We start from the raw sequence: 20983 nt of genomic DNA on the forward strand, positions 1-20983 counted from the left end.
ATGAGCACTCTTTCCATCGACCACGTCTCCCGCTGGTTCGGCAACGTGGTCGCCGTCAACGACATCACCATGACCATCGGCCCCGGCGTCACCGGCCTGCTCGGCCCCAACGGCGCCGGAAAGTCCACCCTCATCAACATGATGGGCGGCTTCCTCGCCCCCTCCACCGGCACCGTCACCCTCGACGGACAGCAGGTCTGGCGCAACGAGGGCATCTACAAACACATCGGCATCGTCCCCGAGCGCGAGGCGATGTACGACTTCCTCACCGGCCGCGAGTTCGTCCTCGCCAACGCCGAACTGCACGGCCTCGGCGCCAAGGCCGCCCAGCAGGCCCTGGCCACGGTCGAGATGGAGTACGCGCAGGACCGCAAGATCGCCACGTACTCCAAGGGCATGCGGCAGCGCGTGAAGATGGCGTCCGCGCTGGTCCACCAGCCGTCGCTGCTCCTGCTGGACGAGCCGTTCAACGGCATGGACCCGCGCCAGCGCATGCAGCTGATGGACCTGCTGCGGCGCATGGGCGACGAGGGCCGCACCGTGCTGTTCTCCTCCCACATCCTCGAAGAGGTCGAGCAGCTCGCCTGGCACATCGAGGTCGTGGTCGCCGGCCGGCACGCGGCCAGCGGCGACTTCCGCAGGATCCGCCGCCTGATGACGGACCGCCCGCACCGCTACCTGGTGCGCTCCAGCGACGACCGCGCGCTCGCCGCCGCGCTCATCGCCGACCCGTCGACCTCCGGCATCGAGGTCGACCACGCCGAGGGCGCGCTGCGCATCCAGGCCGTCGACTTCGGCCGCTTCACGGCCCTGCTGCCGAAGGTCGCACGCGACCACGGCATCCGGCTGCTGACGGTCTCGCCGTCCGACGAGTCCCTCGAGTCCGTCTTCTCGTACCTGGTCGCGGCGTAGGAGGCCCTGATGTACGACCCCACAGTCGCCCGGCTCACCTACCGGGCCCTGCTCGGCCGCCGCCGGGCCCTCATCCTGGGCGCGCTGCCCCTGCTGCTGATCGCGATCTCCCTGGCGGTGCGCGCCCTCAGCGGCGCCGACGACCAGACCGCGGCGGATGTCCTCGGCGGGTTCGCGCTCGCCACCATGGTGCCGATCATCGGCGTCATCGCGGGCACCGGCGCGATCGGTCCCGAGATCGACGACGGCTCGGTGGTGTACCTGCTGTCCAAGCCGATCAAGCGGTCCACCATCATCTCCACCAAGCTGATCGTCGCGATCGCCGTCACCATGGTGTTCTCGGCCGTGCCCACGCTGATCGCGGGTTTCGTCCTCAACGGCAACGGACAGCAGGTCGCCGTCGCCTACACGGTGGCCGCGCTGGTCGCCTCCATCGCGTACGCGGCGCTGTTCCTGCTGTTCGGCACGGTCTCCCGGCACGCGGTGGTGTTCGGCCTGGTCTACGCGCTGGTCTGGGAGGCGCTGTTCGGCTCCCTGGTGCCCGGCGCGCGCACCCTGAGCATCCAGCAGTGGTCGCTGGCGGTGGCGCAGAAGGTCTCCGGAGGCGACCTGGTCACCTCGGACGTCGGCCTGACGACCGCGACGGTCCTGCTGGCCGCGGTCACCGTCCTGGCCACCTGGTACGCGGGCCAGAAGCTGCGCACGCTGACGCTGGCCGGCGAGGAGTGACACGTGCGGGCCCCTGACGGGGACTCCACTTCTGCCCGGGCACACGGCGAAGGGGGGCGGGGCCCGCTCGGCCCGTCGGCCGGCTGGGCGGCGGGCCTGATCTGCCGGGCGGCGTGCCGGATTTATTCGGTGGCGTCCGACTCGCCCACCCGGCACAGTGGTTGAGTCCGCAGCGCCGGGAAGGTCCGGCGCCCAGGTACCGGGAGAGGAGCAGGACGATGTCCATGCACGGCAGTTCGTCCCGCTCCCGTCGGGGCAGCCCGCGGCGGACTCCGGAGTAATCCCTACTGCTCCGTCGAGTCCGCCCCGCACGGGGAGCTGCCCGGGGCGGCCGCTTCGAGCACGCGCGGTGAGGCGCGTGGGCCGCCCACCCGGAGGATTGGCCGAGTGGTAAGGCACCGGCTTGGCTCAAGCCGAGGTCGGGTCCGAGGGGCCCGCGCACGTTCGATCCGTGCATCCTCCGCCAGAACGGGCGGTCAGCCCAGCAACCGCTCCAGTACGACCGCGATCCCGTCCTCCTCGTTGGAGGACGTCACCTCGTCGGCCACCGCCCGCAGCTCCTCGTGGGCGTTGGCCATGGCCACGCCGTGCGCGGCCCAGCCGAACATCGGTATGTCGTTGGGCATGTCGCCGAAGGCGATCGTCCCGGCGGCCTTCACACCCAGTCGGCGCGCCGCCAGCGACAGACCCGTCGCCTTGGACAGGCCGAGCGGCAGCAGCTCGACGATGCCCTCGCCCGCCATGGTGACCGTGACGAAACCGCCCGCGGTGCGGGTGGCCGCCTCGGCCAGCTCGTCCGAGCTCAGCGTCGGGTGCTGGATGTACAGCTTGTTCAGCGGCGCCGTCCACAGGTCCGACGCGTCGGTGAACGGTGTCGCGGGCAGCCCGCCCACGATCTCGTAACCGGGGCCGACCATCACCTCGCCGTCCAGCCCGTCACGGCTCGCCGCCAGGTGCAGCGGACCGACCTCCGCCTCGATCTTGGCCAGCGCCACCCCGGCCAGCTGCCGGTCCAGCGTCACCGAGGTGAGCAGGCGGTGCTCCCCGGCGTCGTACACCTGGGCGCCCTGGCCGCAGACGGCCAGGCCCCGGTAGCCGAGGTCGTCGAGGATCGGGCGGGTCCAGGGCACCGCACGGCCGGTGACGACGATGTGCGCGGCGCCCGCCGCGGTGGCCGCGGCGAGCGCGTCACGGGTGCGCGCGGAGACCGAGTGGTCGTCGCGCAGCAGCGTGCCGTCGAGATCGGTGGCGACGAGCCGGTAGGGGAAGGCCGCGCTCACTTGGCGACCGGTTCCAGGATCTCCCGCCCGCCCAGGTACGGACGCAGCACCTCCGGCACGCGGACCGAGCCGTCGGCCTGCTGGTGGTTCTCCAGGATGGCGACGATCGTGCGCGGCACGGCGCACAGGGTGCCGTTGAGCGTGGCCAGCGGACGCACCTGCTTGCCGTCACGGACGCGGATCGACAGCCGACGCGACTGGAACTCGGTGCAGTCCGAGGTCGAGGTCAGCTCGCGGTACTTGCCCTGGGTGGGGATCCACGCCTCGCAGTCGTACTTGCGAGCGGCGGACGAACCGAGGTCGCCCGAGGCGACGTCGATCACCCGGAACGGCAGCTCCAGCGAGGTCAACCACTGCTTCTCCCACTCCAGCAGCCGCTGGTGCTCCGCCTGCGAGTCCTCCGGCGCGACGTACGAGAACATCTCGACCTTGTCGAACTGGTGGACGCGGAAGATGCCGCGGGTGTCCTTGCCGTGCGAGCCGGCCTCGCGGCGGAAGCACGGCGAGAAGCCCGCGTACCGCAGCGGCAGCCGGTCCGCGTCGATGATCTCGTCCATGTGGTACGCGGCGAGCGCCACCTCGGACGTGCCGACCAGGTACAGGTCGTCCTTGTCCAGGTGGTAGACGTCCTGGGCGGCCTGGCCGAGGAAGCCGGTGCCCGCCATGGACTGGGGCCGCACCAGCGCCGGGGTCAGCATCGGCGTGAAGCCCGCCGCGGTGGCCTGCGCCATCGCGGCGTTCACCAGGGCGAGTTCGAGGAGCGCGCCGACGCCCGTCAGGAAGTAGAAACGCGAACCGGAGACCTTGGCGCCGCGCTCGACGTCGATGGCGCCGAGGAGCTGGCCGAGCTCCAGGTGGTCCTTGGGCACGAAGCCCTCGGCGCCGAAGTCGCGGACGGTCCCGTGCGTCTCCAGCGTGACGAAGTCCTCCTCGCCGCCCACCGGGACGTCGGGGTGAACCAGGTTGGCCAGCCGGAGCAGCAGCTCCTGCGTCTCGGCGGCGGCGGCGTCCCGGTCGGCGTCGGCCGCCTTGACGTCGGCGGCGAGCCGGCCGGCCTTGTCGAGCAGCTCGGCCTTCTCGTCGCCGGCCGCCTTGGGGATGAGCTTGCCGAGCGACTTCTGCTCGGCGCGCAGCTCGTCGAAGCGGACGCCGGACGACCTGCGCCGCTCGTCGGCAGACAGGAGGGCGTCGACGAGGGCGACGTCCTCTCCACGGGCGCGCTGCGAAGCGCGCACTCGGTCGGGGTCCTCACGAAGCAGGCGAAGGTCAATCACGCGGCCAAGGCTACCGGTGCCCGATGACGGGCCACGACTCACTATTCACAGGAGACCCGCCCACGTTCCGTTATGGGCGAATTGCTCCATGTGTTCATCGAAGTCAATAAATGATCCCCTGCCCCTTGAAAGGGTCAGGTCCGGGGCGTCCTGTTGACTGGAATCCCTTGTGCGGAACGGGACTTGGGCTTCGGTTGTCCACAGGTATCCACAGCGCCGGAAAAGTTATCCACAGGGTGTGGGGAAGATCTGTGGACTTCGGAATTGATCACTCCGAAACGCCTGGTCGAAGCCGAGGATTCCCCGTGCAAACCCGCACTATCTCCACTTTTGAGTGGAAAGCGTTCGCTCCAAAGAGTTGACCAAAGGAAAAGAGTGGACGAAGGGTGAGGTGCGGGACGATGAACTCGATCATGCCCCGTAGGCCGATTTGTCGACGGAATGAGGCTTCGGTGTCGACTTGTCCCCAGGTCGAGAAGCGGACCTGTGGATAACTCCTGTGGACAACGAAAATCAGCAGGTAGGACCGGTCACCGCCGCTGTCGGCTGCGTCCGTCCACGCGCCTCCGACCCGCTCAGAAACGGCCGTCCTGGCACCGCGCCACCCAGTCCGCCGCACCCACGAACTCCTCGTCGGACGTCCCGGGAAACAGCGGGCGCACCTCTCCCGGCTGCATGTCCGCACGCGGATACGACCCGAGGAAGCGCACCTGGAGGCAGATCCGTTTCAGCCCCATCAACGCCTCGGCCATCCGGCGGTCCGAGATGTGGCCCTCGGCGTCGATGCAGAAGCAGTAGTTGCCGATGCCGGCCCCGGTCGGCCGTGACTGGAGCAGCATCAGGTTGATGCCCCGGGTGGCGAACTCGCCCAGCAGGTCGCGCAGGCCGCCGGGGTGGTCGTCGCGCTGCCACAGCACGATCGACGTCTTGTCGGCACCAGTGCGAGCCGCGGGCCGTGCGGGACGACCCACCAGCACGAACCGGGTCTGGGCGTTCTCCGCGTCGTGGATGCCCGTCTCCAGGGCCTCCAGTCCGTACCGGGCCGCCGCGAACTCACCGGCGAACGCGGCGTCGTACCGGCCCTCCTGGACCAGGCGCGCGCCGTCCGCGTTGGAGGCGGCCGACTCCCAGACGGCGTCCGGGAGATGCGTCTTCAGCCAGTTGCGCACCTGCGGCTGGGCGGCCGGGTGGGCGGTGACCGTCTTGATGTCCGACAGCTTGGTGCCGGGACGGACGAGCAGCGCGAAGGTGATGGACAGCAGCACCTCGCGGTAGATCATCAACGGCGTGCCCGCGACCAGTTCGTCGAGGGTGGTGGTGATGCCGCCCTCGACCGAGTTCTCGATCGGGACGAAAGCGGCCTCGGCCTCGCCCACGCGCACCGCGTCGAGCGCGGACTGCACGGAGACGTACGGGATCAGCTCACGGGTGGCCGCCTCGGGAAGCGTGCGCAGGGCGACTTCGGTGAAGGTGCCCTCTGGGCCGAGATACGCGTAGCTCGCTGGCATGACCTCACCCTAATGGCCTCGGGCCGGCACCGGCCTCTCCGTGCTCCCGCAGGGGTGACTTGCTGCAGTTCTCACCCCTCCAGCAGCCGCTGCCCCACATACTCCCCTTCCGCCGCACCGCCCGGGACCGCGAACAGGCCGCTCGCCTCGTGGCGGATGAACGGGGTCAGGGCGTCGCCCCGGTCCAGCTTGCGCTGCACCGGCACGAAGCCGCGCAGCGGGTCGGCCTGCCAGCAGATGAACAGCAGACCCGCGTCCGGCACCCCGTCCGCGTCGATGCCGTCGTGGTACGAGAACGGGCGGCGGAGCATCGCCGCGCCGCCGTTCTGGTCGGGCCGGGTGATCCGGGCGTGCGCGTTGATGGGAACGACCAGGTTGCCGCGGGAGTCCGTCTTCTCCAGGTCCATCTCGGAGGTCTCGCTGCCTCCCGACAGCGGTGCCCCGTCGGACTTGCGGCGCCCGATGACGCCCTCCTGCTCCTCGACGGGCAGCTTCTCCCAGTCGTCCAGCAGCATGCGGATCCGCCGGACGACGACGTAGGAACCGTTCGCCATCCAGGCGGGCTCACCCTGCTCCGGAACGAAGATCCGCTGGTCGAAGTCGGAGTCGGCGGGCTTGGGATTGCGGGTGCCGTCGACCTGGCCCATCAGGTTGCGCGCGGTCATCGGGTGGGCCGTCGCGCCCGGTGAGCGGTTGAAGCCGTTCATCTGCCAGCGCACCCTGGCCGCGGAGCCCGCGTCCTTCTGGACGGCGCGCAGGGCGTGGAAGGCCACGAGCGCGTCGTCGGCGCCGATCTGCACCCACAGGTCGCCGTTGCTGCGCGCCTTGTCGAGCCGGTCGGAGGAGAAGTCGGGCAGCGGGTCCAGGGCGGCGGGGCGCTGCTTCTCCAGTCCGGTGCGCCCGAAGAAGCTGTGTCCGAAGCCGAAGGTCAGGGTCAGCGAGGAGGGGCCTGCGTCACGGGCCACACCGGTGTCGCCCTGAGCGCTCGGCTCACCCGCCATCAGTCGGCGGGCCGTGTCCGACCAGCGGCGCAGCAGTGCGGCCGCCTCCTTCCGTCCGGCGCCGGGCGCCAGGTCGAAGGCGATGAGGTGGCCGCGGGCCTGGAGCGGCTGGGTGATGCCGGGCTGATGTTTCACGTGAAACTCCACCCGGCTCTCGCCCACCGACGTCAGCGGAGTGGCCCCGGCGGGCGCCGCGGCGTATCCCACGGCGCCGCCCGCCGCCCCGAGTGCGAGCCCGGTGGCGCCGGCCGTGCCGAGCAGCCGGCGCCGGGAGATGCCACCCGGTGCGGCCGGGCCGGTGGGCCCCGCCTCGGGGCTCTCCGGGGTCCGGAGCTGGGGAGTGGACTGGTCAGCCATGGTGGTTCAGCCGATCTTCGCGTTCTTCGAGACGGTCACCTGGTCGATGTCGGAGGTCCGCACGGTCACCTCGACCTTCCAGTCGCCCGTCATGGGGATCTGCACTCCGCTCGCCGACCAGTGTCCGGTGGTGACGTGGTCGGGGACGACGGGCAGCGGCCCGATGTCCTTGGCGGAGAGGGTGAAGGCGACCTTCACCTCGGGGATGTCGACGGGACGGCCGTCCGGGTCCTCCACATAGAGGTGCAGGTCGTTGTCGCCCACGCGCGCGGGCTCCAGGTCGATCGTGACGACGCCCTCGCCCTTCTCGCCGCCGGTGTCGAACGGCATGTTCAGCGTCACCGCGCCGGTGCTCTGACCCGTGGACACCGAGGACGAGGCGGCGGCCTTGGCCTCCTGCTCGGTGCGCCCCGGCTCGGTCTGCGTGAGCACGGTGGTGACGGCGAGCACGACCACGGCGATGCCCGCCTCGGCGAGCACCGAGCGGCGCAGGCCGAAGCGGTTCGGGTCGGCGTCGCGCAGCCGCTTCTGCCGGGCGGTCTCCATCGCGGCCCGCTGTCGCGCGAGCTGAGCGGCCCGCGCGGGATCCGCCTCGGCGGCGCCCCCGGTCCCGAAGGCCCCGGCCCCGTCGGCTCCGGCGCCCTCGGCCTCGGCAGCCTCATCGGCTCCCGCCGCCTCCTCGCCGTTCGCCCCGGCCTCAGCAGCTGCCCCGGTCGCGGCCTCAGCCGCCGCTCCGGTCCCGGCCTCAGCCGCCGCTCCGGGCGTCGCGGCCCCGGCGTCGTCGGCCTCCGCCTGACGCACACCGGCACCGACACCGACACCGACCCGCTCCGCGTCGCCCGCGCCCGGTTCCGCGTCGCCTCCGCCCTGCTCCGCCTCGCGGTCACTCCGGCCGCCGCTGTCGACACCGCCCTCGCGGTCCCTGTCCCTGTTCCTGTCCCTGTTGCCGGCGCCGTCGCCGTTGCCGTCGTCGGCGCCGTCGGTGCGTCCGGTTCCGTCCGCCTCCGCCAGCCGCGCCGTCCACCGCCGCGACACGGAGGCGATTCCGACCAGCACCGCCACGAGCCCGATCTTGACGAGCAGCAGCTGTCCGTACCGGGTGTCGGTGAACGCCGACCAGGAGCCGAGCTGCCGCCAGCTCTGATACACCCCGGTGACGACCAGGACCACCACACCGGAGAAGGCGAGCCGGGAGAACCGCCGGACGGCGTCCCGGTCGACCGGGGTGTCCGCGGGCGCCCGGTACAGCGCGACGAGCAGGGCGGTGAGCCCGCCCAGCCAGGCGGCGACGGCGAGCAGGTGCAGCACGTCGACGGGCATCGCGATGCCCGGCTGGAGCCCCTGGGAGGCGTGCTCGGACATCGCCCAGCTCGCGGCGAGCCCGGCCGACACCACCGTCCCGCCGATCGCGAGCCCGAAGGTCAGGTCCCGCTTCTCCTCGTCCTCCTCCGCAACGGTCGGCCGGCGCGCAGCGCCGTCGTCGACGGTGGCGCCGGTCGACGGGCGGGCGTAGGCCCCGAACAGCACCGCGATGAACAGCGCGGCCGCCGCGAGCAGCAGCAGCCGCGACACCAGCGCCGCACCCGTCTTGGTCTGGAGCACCTCGCCGAGCAGCGTCAGGTCGAAGACGTCACCGAGCTCTCCGGAGCGGGTGTAGGAGCCGCGCAGGAGCAGCAGGGCGAGCGTGGCGCCGGTGAGCGCCAGCCACCCGGAGACGACCAGCCGCTGCACCGCCCGCACTCCGGCTCCGCGCCGCCAGCAGGCGAGCACGAAGGCGGCACCGCCGGCCATGACGACGAAGCCCGCGTACGACACGTACCGCCCGAGGCCGTACAGCAGGCCGACCGGACCGTCGTCCGCGGTCTGCGTGGAGACCGACACGGTCGTCTCCGAGGGCGCCCCGATGGAGAAGGTGAAGGCACCGGCGACGGGATGGCTGTCGGCCGACACCACCTGGTAGGCCACCGTGTACGTGCCGTCGGGCAGCCCGCCGAGCAGCCGCACGGTGTACGTCGTTCCGCTCGGGTTGGCCGGGTCGCCCTTGTCGACCCGCTTGCCCTTGGGGTCGAGCACCCGCACGGCGTCGTCGCTCAGCGCGATCTGCTCGGAGAAGGTGAGGGAGACCTGGCCGGGGGCCCGGTCGACCACCGCCCCCTGCGCGGGGTCGCTCCCGGTCAGCGCGGCGTGCGCGGAAACGGGAGCGGCCCCGGCGAGGAGCGCGCCGGTGACGGCCAGGAACAGCAGCACCAGGGTCCGCACGCGGGGGGCGATGGTCTGGGTCACGGGGGTGTCTCCCTCAGTGTCCGGTCTTCGGGACGTAGGTGGCCGATTTCACCGGAAGTTCGACCGTGACGGGGTCGGAGTGCGCGAACCGCAGTTCGACGGAGACCGTCTGACCCTGCTTCGGCTTCTGCTTCAGCTGTTCGAACATCAGGTGGTTACCGCCGCTGGCCAGCACCAGACTGCCGTGGGCCGGGATGTCGAGGGCCTCGACCTCCCGCATGGACCCGTCGACGGTCTCGTGCACGGTGACCTGGCCGGCGGCGTCGCTGCTGACCCCGGTCAGCCGGTCGGCGGTGTCGCCGTCGTTGGTGATGGTGAGGAATCCGGCGGCCATGTCGGAGACCGGCTGCGGCATGTACGCGGAGCCGACGGACAGCTCCGCCGCGCCGGAGCCCGAGCCGTCCGAGCCGCCGCACCCGGCCAGGGCCAGTGTCCCGGTGACGGCCAGGGCCGCGGCCGTCAGCCGCCTCACGGGTTCTCCCCCTTGATGATCTTGGGGAGGTCCTTGGTGTAGTCGTCGACGGTGGCGTCCTCGCCGTAGAGGACGTACCCGCCGTCGGTCTTCGGCGAGAAGGCGATGACCTGGGTGCCGTGGTCGGAGACGACCTTGCCCTGGTCGTCCTTGCGCGGCGGGTCGATCGAGATGCCGAGGGTGCGGGCACCGGCCTGGATGGTGTCGAAGTCGCCGGTCAGGCCGACGACCTGGGAGTCGATGCCCTTGAGCCACTTGCCCAGCGCGGCGGCGGTGTCCCGCTCGGGGTCGGTGGTGACGAACACGATCCGCAGCTCGTCCTGCTGGTCCTGGGGCAGCTGCTTCTTGGCCACCGCGATGTTGTTCATCGTCAGCGGGCAGACGTCGGGGCAGTGCGTGTAGCCGAAGTAGATCAGCGTGGGCCGGCCCGCGGTCTCCTCGCGGAGGTCGTACTTCTTGCCGCTGGTGTCGGTGAGGACGAGGTCCGGCTTCTCGAACGGCTTGTCCAGAACGGTGGCCGCCTGCTGGGAGCCGGCCTCCTCGGACACCACGGCGACGGGGTCGCCGCCGTCGCCGTTGCCGCCGCAGGCGGAGAGGGTCAGGGAGGCGACGGCGAGCAGGGCCGCCGCCGCGAAGGTCTTGGTGCGCATGAATGATCCCGAAGGTGAGTGCTCGGCGCGCACCGGGGGCCACGGGGCCGTGGGCGACCCGGTGCGCGCCGTCGAAAAAGGGGTGAGGGCTCAGGCGGTGGTGCGACGGCGCCCGGCGAGCACGCCGTAGGCGACGCCCGCGGCACCGACCACGATGCCGACGACGCCCAGGACGCGGGCGACGGTGTCCGTGCCGCCGGAGTCGCCCTCGTCGGACCCGGCGGTCGGGGCGGACGCGTTCTCGGCCTCGGCGGCGTCCTCGGCGTGCTCGCTGTCCTTCGCGTCGTCCGCGGCTCCGTGGGAGTGGCCGTCCTCGGCGGCCTCGGACAGGGCGAGCACGGGGGCCGGGTTGTCGGGCTCCTCCTGGCCCTCCTGCGGCACCTCGATCCAGCGGACGACCTCCTTGTTGGAGTACGTCTGCAGCGCCTTGAAGACGAGTTCGTCGGCGTCCTCGGGCAGCGAGCCGACGGACACCGGGAACTTCTGGAAGTAGCCGGGCTCGATGCCCTTGCCCTGGGCGGTCCAGGTGACCTTGGAGACTGCCTCGTTGATCTTCTCGCCGTGCATCTCCAGCGGCTTGTCCAGCTTGGACTTGCTGACCTCGATGTCCCAGCCCTCGACCGGCTGCGGCATCACCGACGCCAGCGGGTGGTCCGTGGGGAACGTCACCTCGAGCTTGGTGGTCGAGGCGTTGTCCCGCTCGTTGGGGACCTTGAAGTCGACGACCGCGTAACCGCCCTTGGCGGCCTCACCCTCCGGCTGCACGGTGACGTGCGCGAAGCAGGGGGTGGACACGGCGAGGACGGCGGCACCGGCGACGGCACCGGCGGCGGCGATACGGGAAGCCTTCATGGCAGAAGCACTCCGCTTCGATTGAGGTTTCACTGACGGTGAGGGACACACGGCGCGCGTGCCCGTACGGCCCTCCCGGCGGGCGGGACCCGGCGCACACACGCATCGGACGCACACGCACATGCCGCACGCCGACGACCCTCCCCGCGGGACCCGGGACGGTCCGGGCAGTGGCGGAGCGGAAGGCCGCCGCGTGTCAGGCGGCGAGCGCGAATGCGGAGGTGACGGCCGGCGGACCCCGGCGGACCACCGTGTGCTGGAGTGCGGTGGCGGGCGGCGCGAGCGGTGCGAGCAGCTCGGTGCGCGCCGCGCGGGGTGTCGGCTCCGGTGCTCCCGGGAGCCCGGCGCGCAGGGCACGCACCAGGGCGAGCGCCGCGCGCAGGGACCGTACGAGGGCGCCTTCGGCGACGCCCTGCGCCGACAGCTCGCTCAGCCGCAGCAGGGCCAGGTCGCCCCGGCGCAGCAGCCAGCCCGCGGCCGTGGCCGCGAGGACGTGGCCGAGCAGCATCGGCAGTGAGGGCAGCAGCGCGGCCGGGGAGAGGCCGGCGGTCGCGGCGGTGTCCGCCGCGTGGCTCTCCGCCCCGGCGGGGTGGATCCGCGCCTCGACGAGGAGCCGCTGGGCCCGCTCGGGGCTGAGTCCCGCCGCGGAGGTCCCGCACAGCAGCCGGGCGGCCCGCTCGATCAGCGCGGCGTCGGAGGCGGCGGACGACACGGCGGGCGTGCCGTGCTGTCCGAGCCCGAACAGTGCGTGCAGCGCCGTCTGGCCGAACGCCAGCAGCGCCACGGTCACCGGCAGCGACCGCACGCGTCCGGCCAGCGGCACGGCGACCGCGGCCGCTCCGAGGAATCCCGCCCCGAGCGTCCACAGCGGGACGGCGTCACAGGAGGCGAGGGTGTGGCCCGCCCCGGCCAGCACGACGCAGACCGCGGCGAACACCGCGGCCCGCAGGGTCCGGACTCCGCGTCCGGGGCACACCGTGCGCGGCTGGGGGGCAGTCATGGCGGGGTCATCATCGCACCAGCCCACCGGCGGGCGTACGGCAGGTCCGCAAGATGACGTACGACCGGAAGATCACCTCTGCGGTGGGCCGCCCCACATACACCGATCGGATCCACGACACACCCGCCATATGGGCGGTGTCACGTCAACTCCACGCTTACCGGAGAGGAGTCAGGGCAATACGTAACGGTATGTCGAGCCGCAGCCAGGAGGCTGGAGCATGAGCATCTGGTGGTCACTCCATCTGCGGCGCGATGCCGCCAGCGTGCCGCTCGCCCGGCGCCTGCTGCTCGGCACCATGGAGACCGCGGGCGTCGACCCGGACATCTCCTACGACCTGTCCGTCGCCCTGAGCGAGGCCTGCGCGAACGCGGTGGAGCACGGCGGGGACGCCGCGCGGGACGGCACCTCGGAGGCGTACCGGGTCACCGCCTATCTCGACGGTGAGAAGTGCCGCATCGAGGTCGCCGACGCGGGCCCGGGCTTTCCCGCCGCGGGCGGGGGCCGCTCGCGTCCCGTGCGCCCCGCGCCGTCCGACGCGGAGAGCGGGCGGGGCCTGTGCCTCATCCAGGAGCTCGCCGACCATGTGCACATCGGCAACAAGCCGGGCCGGGGCGGCGCGGTGGTGAGCTTCGACAAGATCCTCAAGTGGCGCGAGGACGCCCCACTCGTCGCCGTGTAGCGGTACAGGCGGGCAGCGGTACCGCCGTGCGGCTCGTCACAGGTGCGGGCCGGGTGCGTGTGCACCCGGCCCGCACCGCGAGCGTCAGCCCTTCAGGGCCGCCATCCACGCCTCGACCTCGTCCGAGCGCCGGGGCAGCCCGGCGGAGAGGTTCCGGTTGCCGTCCTCGGTGACCAGGATGTCGTCCTCGATGCGGACGCCGATGCCCCGGTACTCCTCGGGCACGGTCAGGTCGTCCGCCTGGAAGTACAGGCCCGGCTCGACCGTGAGCACCATGCCGGGCTCCAGCGTGCCGTCGACGTACGTCTCGGTGCGCGCGGCGGCGCAGTCGTGGACGTCCATGCCGAGCATGTGACCGGTGCCGTGCAGCGTCCAGCGGCGCTGCAGGCCCAGCTCCAGCACCCGCTCCACCGGCCCCTCGACCAGGCCCCACTCCACGAGCCGCTCCGTCAGCACGCGCTGTGCGGCGTCGTGGAAGTCCCGGTACTTGGCGCCCGGCTTCACCGCCGCGATGCCGGCCTCCTGGGCGTCGTACACGGCGTCGTAGATCTTCTTCTGCAGGTCGGTGTACCGGCCGCTGATCGGCAGCGTGCGGGTGACGTCGGCCGTGTAGTACGTGTGCGTCTCCACACCGGCGTCGAGGAGCAGCAGGTCGCCGGAGCGGACCGGGCCGTCGTTGCGCACCCAGTGCAGGGTGGTGGCGTGCGGGCCGGCGGCGCAGATGGAGCCGTAGCCGACGTCGTTGCCCTCCACGCGGGCGCGCAGGAAGAACGTTCCCTCGATGTAGCGCTCGCTGGTCGCCTCGGCCTTGTCGAGGACCTTCACGACGTCCTCGAAGCCGCGCACGGTGGAGTCGACGGCCTTCTGCAGCTCGCCGATCTCGAAGTCGTCCTTGACCAGCCGCAGCTCGGAGAGGAAGACCCGCAGCTCCTCGTCGCGCTCGGCGGTGACCTTGTCGGTCAGCGCCGCCTCGATCCCGGCGTCGTAGCCGCGCACGACCCGCACCGGGCCGGTGGCCTCGCGCAGCGCGTCGGGCAGCGTGCGCACGTCGGCGGCGGGGATGCCGTACAGCTTCTCCGCCTCGCCGAGGGAGTGCCGGCGGCCCACCCACAGCTCGCCCTGGCCGTCCAGCCAGAACTCGCCGTTCTCCCGGTCCGAACGCGGCAGGAGGTAGATCGTCGCCTGGTGGCCGTCGGCCGTGGGCTCCAGGACCAGGACGCCGTCCTCGGTCTGGTTGCCGGTGAGGTGGGCGTACTCGACGGACGCGCGGAACGGGTAGTCGGTGTCGTTCGAGCGGGTCTTCAGGTTGCCCGCGGGGACGACCAGCCGCTCGCCCGGGAAGCGGGCGGACAGCGCCGCACGGCGGGCGGCGGTCTCGGCGGCCTGGGGGATCGGCTCCAGGTCGTGCAGCTCGGTGTCGGCCCAGCCGCCCTTCATGTTCTCGGCCAGCTCGTCGGACACGCCCGGGTACAAGCCGTTCTTGCGCTGCTTGACCGGCTCTTCCTCGGCGGTCTCCTGCTCGGCAGTCTCCGGGGTCTCCGGGAGCTGTTCTGCCACGGCGGTCATCCTCCTCGATACGGCACTGGACCTTCCCCATCGTACGGTCGGGCCCGAAACGGGCGAGAGGTACGAGGGCCTGTTACCGAGGGCGTACGGGGGATGACCGGAGCGCTGCGGCGGCTACACGAAGCGCGCCGCGAGCAGCACCACGTCCTCCGCGTGGTCCACCGTGTCCGCGCCGTCCGGGAGCACCGCGCGCAGGACGTGGTCGGCGACGGCACCGGGGTCGTGGCGCAGGGCCCTGGGCACTCCGGCGGCCGCGGCGTGCAGCCGGGCGAAGGCGCGGTCGGTCGGGTCGCCGGTGCGGTGCAGCAGCCCGTCGGTGTAGAGCAGGACCGTCTCGCCCGGTTCGGTCCGGATCTCCACGCTGGGCGCCTCCCAGCAGGCGAGCATGCCGAGAGGAGCGGAGACCGAGGTCTCCACGAACTCGGTGCGGTGCTCGCCGAGCAGCAGAGGCGGGCTGTGCCCGGCGCCGGCGAGCGTGATGCGGCGCAGCGCGGGCTCGCAGTAGGCGAACAGCGCGGTGGCCGACCGGGCGGGTTCGGTGAGCCGCAGCAGCAGCTCCAGGTCGGACAGGACGGCGACCGGGTCCTCGCCCTCCATCACCGCGTACGCGCGCAGGGAGGCCCGCAGCCGCCCCATCGCGGCGACCGCGCTGGGGCCCGATCCGGTGACCGATCCGACGGCGAGACCGAGCGCCGCGTCCGGCAGCGGCAGCGCGTCGTACCAGTCGCCGCCGCCGTGCGCGGAGGTCTGGTGCCGCGCGGCGAGCTGGACGCCGGCGACCCGGGGCAGCCGGGAGGGCAGCAGTTCCTCGGACATCGTGGCCATGGCCGCGCGGGTCCGTTCGAGTTCGAGGAGCCGGGCCAGGTGCTCGGCGGCGTGCCGGGCGTACAGGCCGACGAGGTGGCGCTGCCGCTCGGACGGCTCGGCGGGCTCGTCGTAGAGCCACACCGCGGCGCCCAGGCGTCCGGCGGCCTCGGTGGTGAGGGGGAGGGAGTAGCTGGCGGCGTAGCCGAGGCGGGCGGCGACCTCGCGGTGGCGCGGGTCGAGCCCTTTCTCGGCGAACAGGTCGGGCTCGGCGATGCCGTCGTCGGCGCCGGGCAGTCCGTCGAGGATCCTGCCGTACGGCAGGGCGCTGCGCGGCACGGTCTCCATGTGGCCGAGATCCGCGCGGCCCAGGCCGAGGCCGAGCGTGGTGGCCGGTCCGAGACCGTCGCCGGGTTCGAGGGCGACCAGGCCGCGGCGCGCGCCCACCAGCGCGGCGCCCGCGCGCAGCAGTTCCTGGAGCGCCTCCTCCAGCGTGCTCGCGCGGACCAGGCGTTCGGTCAGCTCGTGCAGCGTGGTGAGGTCGGAGACCCAGCCGGCGAGGCGGTCCTGGAGCAGCGCGCCCGGCGGGTTTGCCGCAGGACCGGGGGAGGTACCCGTCGCGACGGACGCGACAGTGTGTGCCGGGGCGGGAACTGTTGAATCGATTCCGGCCACTTTCGAAGGGTGCGGGGCGTTCATGGCGTCCGGCTTTCCGACCGGTGCGTACTGCTCAAAAGCATCGCAAACCCCCATGTCATTCTGCGTCGCCGGCAGTGTCTCCACATGTACACGTACTCGTAAGGAGATGTCCAGCATTGTCCTGCTGGGATTCCTGGTGTCCGTGAGGCGTGAGGGAACTGGTGGTAGACCTCTTGCCGAAATATGAAGTTGGCTTGAAACTGCCTCAGGGGGAGGCCTGTTGCGGTCGACTGGCCTTGCTCGACGGAGCGTCACAACGGTCGTGATGGGTACGTACTCGGTGAAGTCCAGGGGTGGTTGGAACCGCCCGGGAACCTGGCGACGGACCCGGGCGTCTTAACCACCGACGACCGTGCCCCATCCTCCCGTGGCGGAGGCGGAGAGAACCACGCGCGACGGCAAACGCCAGACTTCGCCACCCCCACGCCACACCCGTACTTCTGATAGACGCAGTATGGGTGGTACGGCCGCGGAGGCAGCCCTTGCTCGGCCCATAGGGGCACCCCCTGCTCGATGCGGGGGTGTGATGCGCCAACAGGTACGCACAGTGAAGTGATCGACACATGACGTGATGTGGACCACGGTGTTGCCAGGCGTGCAACGGAAAGGAACGAGCGCTCATGCGCGAGATCCTCGGAAGGCGACGCAGGCTCCTGTCCCGGCGCGGCGGCGGAGGGCCCGATCTGATCGGCGCGGCCCTGACCTTCGCCACGGAATGGCAGTGGCCCGTACTCCCGGGCGTGGCGGCGGACCCGCGGAGCCGGTCCCGCTGCGGCTGCCCCGACCCCGACTGCACGGTGCCGGGAGCCCACCCGTTCGACCCCGGCCTCCTCGCGGCCACCACCGACGCGCGCATGGTGCGCTGGTGGTGGGGCAACCGGCCGACGGCGCCCATCGTCCTGGCCACGGGCGGCAAGGCCCCCTGCGCGGTGTCGCTGCCTGCGCTGCCGGCCGCCGGCGCGCTGGCCGCGCTCGACCGGCGCGGCATGCGGCTCGGCCCGGTCGTCGCCTCGCCGGACCGCTGGTCGATCCTCGTGCAGCCGTACTCCATGGAGCAGCTCGGCGAGCTGCTGTACGCCAAGGACTTCGTCCCCGGCTCGCTGCGCTTCCACGGTGAGGGCGGCTACCTGGCCCTGCCTCCGTCCGAGACCGCGCAGGGCGGGATCCGCTGGGAGCGCGCACCGCTGCCCGGCTCCGCCTCGCCGTGGGTGCCGGACGTCGAGGCCGTGGTGGACGCCGTGGTCGACGCCCTCACCCGTACGGGTGTGAGCGCCCCCGAGATGTAGCGGGCACCGACACGCGTCGCTGGACGCCGCGCCGGGGAGCTGCCTTCCCGGCGCGGCGTCCGTGCCTTGTCCTGCCCGGGTTCGGATGCGTACGGTCCCGCCCTCGCGGCGGAGGTGCGCACCGCCTGCCGCGATCACCGACGAAGGCGCTGGAAGGCGCGCCGGGCCCACGGGGCGGGGCGGCGGCCGACGTTCTGACCCTGGGTCCGCCGTCCGTGCCGGGCCGTGCTGCCGCCGCGCTCCGGGAGCAACACACCGGTGACGACAAGCAGTTGACCGCCGACTGCGTTGCGTGAACGCCGACCGGTACGGAAAGACCCGGTTGCTGGCGACGGGGGATGCACCAGCAACCGGGCTACGGGAACGGTAACAAGAGATCGGCGGTTTACAAATTCGATCTCGGCTTTTCCGGTCACCGATTTGCCTGTCCGCGGAAGGAGTTGCGGAGGGGGCGGGTGCGTCGGGCGGGGCGGTTCCGCCGGTCGGCCGACCGGCGGGACCACCCGGAGCCCGACGGCTCAGCTGAGCGTGACCTGGCGGTTTGTCAGACCACCGCGTGCGCGGCGCTCGTCGGCGGTCAGCGGCGCGTCGGTGGCCAGCGCGGCGGCGAGCCGCTCGGCGAACTCCGCCGCGGGCTTCTCCACATCCTCGGCGCTCATCCCGCTCGGCAGGTCCCAGACCGGGACGGTGAGCCCGTGAGCACGGAAGGAACCCACCAGACGGGTGCCCTCGACGAGGGAGGAGCGGCCCGCCGCGTGCAGCCGCGCGAGAGCGTCCAGAAGCTGCTCCTCGGGGTGCGGCATGACCCACCGCAGATGGTTCTTCTCCGGTGTCTCGCACCAGTACGCGGCGTCGACGCCCGACAGCTTGACGGTCGGGATCGCCGCGGCGTTGGCCCGCTCCAGGGAGGCGGTGACGTCCGCGGTGGCCTGCTCCGGGTCCGGGATCCAGAACTCGAACCCACTGTGCACGACCGGCTCGAAAGCGCCCTCGGGGTCGAGCAGATCCTGCAGCCGGGGCCCGTCGGCGGGGGCGCGCCGGGACTGCACCGGCGTACCCGGGTCGGCGGTGAGCGCGCGCTGCAGGGTGTCGGCGAGATCGCGGCTGATGTCGCCGGAGGCGGTGTCGTTCTGCAGGCCGAGCAGGACCGAGCCGTCGTCGCGGCGCAGGGCGGGCCAGGCCATCGGCAGCACCGTGGCCAGCGTCACCGACGGGACGCCCTCGGGCAGACCGTCCTTGAGCGTCAGCTCGACGGTGGCGGCCGGCACCAGCTCGCGCAGGGCCACCCAGTCGCACTCACCGGGCAGACCTTCGAAGGGGCGGTGCACCAGTTCCGTCGCGGCGTGCGCGGCGGCACGGCCGTGGCAGGCCTTGTAGCGACGGCCGCTGCCGCACGGGCAGGGTTCGCGGGCGCCGACGACCGGAATCTCCCCATCAGCGCGGGCGGCGCGGGCTCCGTCCGTGTGCTGCGGTCGCTTGGCCTTCGTCTGGGGTCGCTTCTTGGCCATCGTGGGTGTCTCCCGGTTACGGCTCGTCTCGTACGGCGGGAGCCTAGCCGTTCACGCCAGTGGCGACCGGATCCTGTGGACAACGTGCCGCCACCGGCGTCGTTCAGCCGAGGTCGTCGAACACGTCCGCGAAGTCCAGGCCCGCCATGCGGGACACCGAGGGCGCCGTCACCCGGGCGGCGAAGTCCTCCCGCCGGTGCGAACTGACCGCGTCCGGGTCGTATACGTCCTCGTGGACGACGACCCACACCGTGACCTCGCCCGGCACCTCGTCGCGTACGCCCCAGTCGTCGGCCAGCGCGGTGATGATGTTCAGCCCGCGGCCGCCGTGCGCCGTGACCGACGGAGTGGCCGGCGCCGGGCGGGTCGGGCCGCCGCCGTCCGTCACCTCGACCACGAGCCGGCCGCGCGGATCCACCCGCCAGGCCGCCCGCACGTCACCGTCACCGGCCAGGGCATCGCCCAACGGCCGGCCGTGCTTGCACGCGTTGCTCAGCAACTCGGACAGGATCAGTACGGCATCGTCGACCACCGCATCCGGCACGCCGCCCTCGCGCAACTGGGCGCGCATGCGGCGCCTCGCCTCCCCCACGCCCGCAGGGCCATGGGGTACGGCCATGCACGACGACGTGGGCACCTCCTGTGCCACCACCAACGCCACCCCCGAGACCTCCTTCGCCCCACGCCACGGTGTGGATGCCCCATTGGCCTGAACCGGAAACCGGCCAATCCATCAGCGGTGACGCACTCGAAACGATCGAATACGTACCGAACGCGCCGGGGCACTCCCTGTAGCCATGTGGCTGGATTTCTTCGGTGTGGCCGAGTTGTGAGGATGAGGCCGTTGTGTGGTCCGGGTCAAGACGTCTGCACAGGACTTCTGGGGCCACGGGGACCGTGTGGGCATCCGCGGACGCGGACGTCGGGGCGGTGCGGGCGTCGGGACCGGCCTCGTCCGCCCGGAACGGGCCGGGTCCAGCAGCGGCCCGCCCATGGCCACCGCCGGTGCCCGCTCCGGCCGTTCGCTCGGGCGGTCGACGGTTCGCCGCGCGGTCGACGTGCCGCGGTCAGCGGCCGAGCCGGTCGAGGACCGCGCGCGGGCGGTTGGTGATGATGGCGTCCACGCCCAGCTCCAGGCAGAGGTCGACGTCCTCCGGCTCGTTGACCGTCCACACGTGCACCTGGTGGCCGGACTGCTTCAGGCGCTCGATGTGGGCCGGGTGGCCGCGCACGATGCGGATCGAGGGACCCGCGATCCGCACGCCGGCCGGCAGCCGCCCGTCGCGCAGCCGCGGCGTGACGAACTGCGTCAGGTACACGGTCGGCAGGGTCGGCGACGCGGCGCGCACGCGGTGCAGCGACCGCGCGGAGAAGCTCATCACGCGCACCTGGGATTCCTCGGCGGAGGCGGGTGCGTCGAGCCCGAACCGCTTGAGCAGGAGCAGCAGCCGTTCCTCCACCTGCCCCGCCCACCGCGTGGGGTGCTTGGTCTCGATCGCCAGCTCCACCCGGCGCCCCGCGTCGGAGACGAGCTCCAGCAGGCGCTCCAGGGTGAGCACGGAGGTCGCCTCCCGGTCCTCCGGGCGGTGCTCCCAGTCGGGCTCCTCCAGGCGCGGCCCGCCGGAGGAGTCGCGGCTCTTCCAGGAACCGAAGTCCAGGGCGGCCAGATCGGAGAGCTCGAGCGCCGAGACGGCGCCGCGGCCGTTGGACGTACGGTTGACGCGGCGGTCGTGAACGCACACGAGATGACCGTCGGCAGTCAGGCGTACATCACATTCGAGCGCGTCCGCGCCGTCCTCGATCGCTTTGCGGTAGGCGGCGAGGGTGTGCTCGGGGGCGTCCTCGGAGGCTCCGCGGTGCGCGACGACTTGGGGTGTGTGCTGTCGTGCGTGGGTCACCGCGTCATGGTGCCACCGCGCGCGGGTAGACGTGCGCTCGGAGTCGCGTGAACGGTGTCGGCGTCCGGTCGGAGGCATCGCGGTGGCGCGCCTTACGTGAGTAATGCCCTATATAAAGAATGGCCCCGGACCCACAGGAACGGCTTATCGTGCTCTGACGGCCCGTGGGAAAAGCTGTCGTCATACAAAGAGACAGGCGCAGCTGCACCGCGACGGACTCGT

General features: G+C 72.0%; 18 protein-coding genes and 1 tRNA gene. 5 read left to right on the forward strand and 14 right to left on the reverse strand.

What is annotated here, in order from left to right:
* The 3 genes from FGW31_RS17505 to FGW31_RS17515 all read left to right on the forward strand — a co-directional run bounded on the left by FGW31_RS17505 (window position 1) and on the right by FGW31_RS17515 (window position 2107).
* Window positions 1-912 carry an ABC transporter ATP-binding protein gene (locus FGW31_RS17505; protein WP_142194369.1) on the forward strand — a complete coding sequence of 304 codons (912 nt, stop codon included), beginning with the start codon at window positions 1-3 and terminating at the stop codon, window positions 910-912.
* A 9-nt stretch (window positions 913-921) separates the two neighbouring features.
* Window positions 922-1641, forward strand: a complete 720-nt coding sequence (locus FGW31_RS17510; RefSeq protein WP_142194370.1) for an ABC transporter permease subunit — start codon at window positions 922-924, stop codon at window positions 1639-1641.
* Between the two features lie 373 nt (window positions 1642-2014).
* Window positions 2015-2107 (forward strand) — tRNA-Ala (locus FGW31_RS17515).
* Window positions 2108-2117: 10 nt separating this feature from the next.
* Here FGW31_RS17515 and FGW31_RS17520 read toward each other — a convergent pair.
* The 9 genes from FGW31_RS17520 to FGW31_RS17560 all read right to left on the reverse strand — a co-directional run bounded on the left by FGW31_RS17520 (window position 2118) and on the right by FGW31_RS17560 (window position 12318).
* On the reverse strand, window positions 2118-2921 hold the full coding sequence (locus FGW31_RS17520) for an HAD family hydrolase (RefSeq protein WP_142194371.1): 804 nt from the start codon (window positions 2919-2921) through the stop codon (window positions 2118-2120).
* Window positions 2918-4195, reverse strand: coding sequence for a serine--tRNA ligase (gene serS / locus FGW31_RS17525; protein ID WP_142194372.1), 1278 nt, complete (start codon window positions 4193-4195; stop codon window positions 2918-2920). Before serS ends, FGW31_RS17520 begins: the two co-directional genes overlap by 4 nt.
* Window positions 4196-4770: 575 nt before the next feature.
* The gene (pheA, locus tag FGW31_RS17530; RefSeq protein ID WP_142194373.1) at window positions 4771-5703 is read right to left on the reverse strand and encodes a prephenate dehydratase; all 933 of its coding nucleotides are present in this window, start codon (window positions 5701-5703) and stop codon (window positions 4771-4773) included.
* A 71-nt stretch (window positions 5704-5774) separates the two neighbouring features.
* Complete coding sequence (gene efeB / locus FGW31_RS17535; RefSeq protein WP_142194374.1) at window positions 5775-7061, reverse strand: iron uptake transporter deferrochelatase/peroxidase subunit; 1287 nt, start codon at window positions 7059-7061, stop codon at window positions 5775-5777.
* A gap of 6 nt (window positions 7062-7067) precedes the next feature.
* Complete coding sequence (locus FGW31_RS17540) at window positions 7068-9344, reverse strand: copper resistance CopC/CopD family protein (RefSeq protein WP_142194375.1); 2277 nt, start codon at window positions 9342-9344, stop codon at window positions 7068-7070.
* A 13-nt stretch (window positions 9345-9357) separates the two neighbouring features.
* Window positions 9358-9816 (reverse strand): copper chaperone PCu(A)C, encoded by a 459-nt coding sequence (locus tag FGW31_RS17545; protein ID WP_142194376.1) that lies wholly within the window; start codon window positions 9814-9816, stop codon window positions 9358-9360.
* Window positions 9813-10466, reverse strand: a complete 654-nt coding sequence (locus tag FGW31_RS17550; RefSeq protein WP_142194377.1) for an SCO family protein — start codon at window positions 10464-10466, stop codon at window positions 9813-9815. Before FGW31_RS17550 ends, FGW31_RS17545 begins: the two co-directional genes overlap by 4 nt.
* 90 nt (window positions 10467-10556) lie before the next feature.
* Complete coding sequence (locus tag FGW31_RS17555) at window positions 10557-11318, reverse strand: YcnI family copper-binding membrane protein (protein WP_142194378.1); 762 nt, start codon at window positions 11316-11318, stop codon at window positions 10557-10559.
* A 196-nt stretch (window positions 11319-11514) separates the two neighbouring features.
* Window positions 11515-12318 carry a hypothetical protein gene (locus tag FGW31_RS17560; RefSeq protein ID WP_142194379.1) on the reverse strand — a complete coding sequence of 268 codons (804 nt, stop codon included), beginning with the start codon at window positions 12316-12318 and terminating at the stop codon, window positions 11515-11517.
* A gap of 220 nt (window positions 12319-12538) precedes the next feature.
* Between FGW31_RS17560 and FGW31_RS17565 the strand changes: the two genes are divergently transcribed.
* The gene (locus FGW31_RS17565) at window positions 12539-13000 is read left to right on the forward strand and encodes an ATP-binding protein (RefSeq protein WP_142194380.1); all 462 of its coding nucleotides are present in this window, start codon (window positions 12539-12541) and stop codon (window positions 12998-13000) included.
* An 84-nt stretch (window positions 13001-13084) separates the two neighbouring features.
* Here FGW31_RS17565 and FGW31_RS17570 read toward each other — a convergent pair whose 3' ends face one another.
* Both FGW31_RS17570 and FGW31_RS17575 read right to left on the reverse strand, forming a co-directional pair.
* Window positions 13085-14557, reverse strand: coding sequence for an aminopeptidase P family protein (locus tag FGW31_RS17570; protein ID WP_142194381.1), 1473 nt, complete (start codon window positions 14555-14557; stop codon window positions 13085-13087).
* A gap of 123 nt (window positions 14558-14680) precedes the next feature.
* The gene (locus FGW31_RS17575; RefSeq protein WP_142194382.1) at window positions 14681-16186 is read right to left on the reverse strand and encodes a PP2C family protein-serine/threonine phosphatase; all 1506 of its coding nucleotides are present in this window, start codon (window positions 16184-16186) and stop codon (window positions 14681-14683) included.
* 503 nt (window positions 16187-16689) lie between these two features.
* On the opposite strand from FGW31_RS17575, the gene FGW31_RS17580 reads away from it, so the two are divergent.
* Complete coding sequence (locus FGW31_RS17580) at window positions 16690-17355, forward strand: bifunctional DNA primase/polymerase (protein WP_142194383.1); 666 nt, start codon at window positions 16690-16692, stop codon at window positions 17353-17355.
* A 518-nt stretch (window positions 17356-17873) separates the two neighbouring features.
* Here the strand turns inward: FGW31_RS17580 and FGW31_RS17585 are convergent.
* The 3 genes from FGW31_RS17585 to FGW31_RS17600 form a co-directional block, all read right to left on the reverse strand.
* Window positions 17874-18863, reverse strand: a complete 990-nt coding sequence (locus tag FGW31_RS17585) for a DUF5926 family protein (protein ID WP_142194384.1) — start codon at window positions 18861-18863, stop codon at window positions 17874-17876.
* A 103-nt stretch (window positions 18864-18966) separates the two neighbouring features.
* A complete protein-coding gene (locus tag FGW31_RS17590; protein WP_202431445.1) occupies window positions 18967-19482 on the reverse strand; it encodes an ATP-binding protein in 516 nt (171 codons plus the stop codon).
* 448 nt (window positions 19483-19930) lie between these two features.
* Window positions 19931-20761 (reverse strand): glycerophosphodiester phosphodiesterase, encoded by an 831-nt coding sequence (locus FGW31_RS17600; RefSeq protein WP_142194386.1) that lies wholly within the window; start codon window positions 20759-20761, stop codon window positions 19931-19933.
* Window positions 20762-20983: the final 222 nt, after the last annotated feature.

The sequence above is a fragment of the Streptomyces calvus genome (assembly GCF_006782915.1).
GTDB lineage: Bacteria > Actinomycetota > Actinomycetes > Streptomycetales > Streptomycetaceae > Streptomyces > Streptomyces calvus.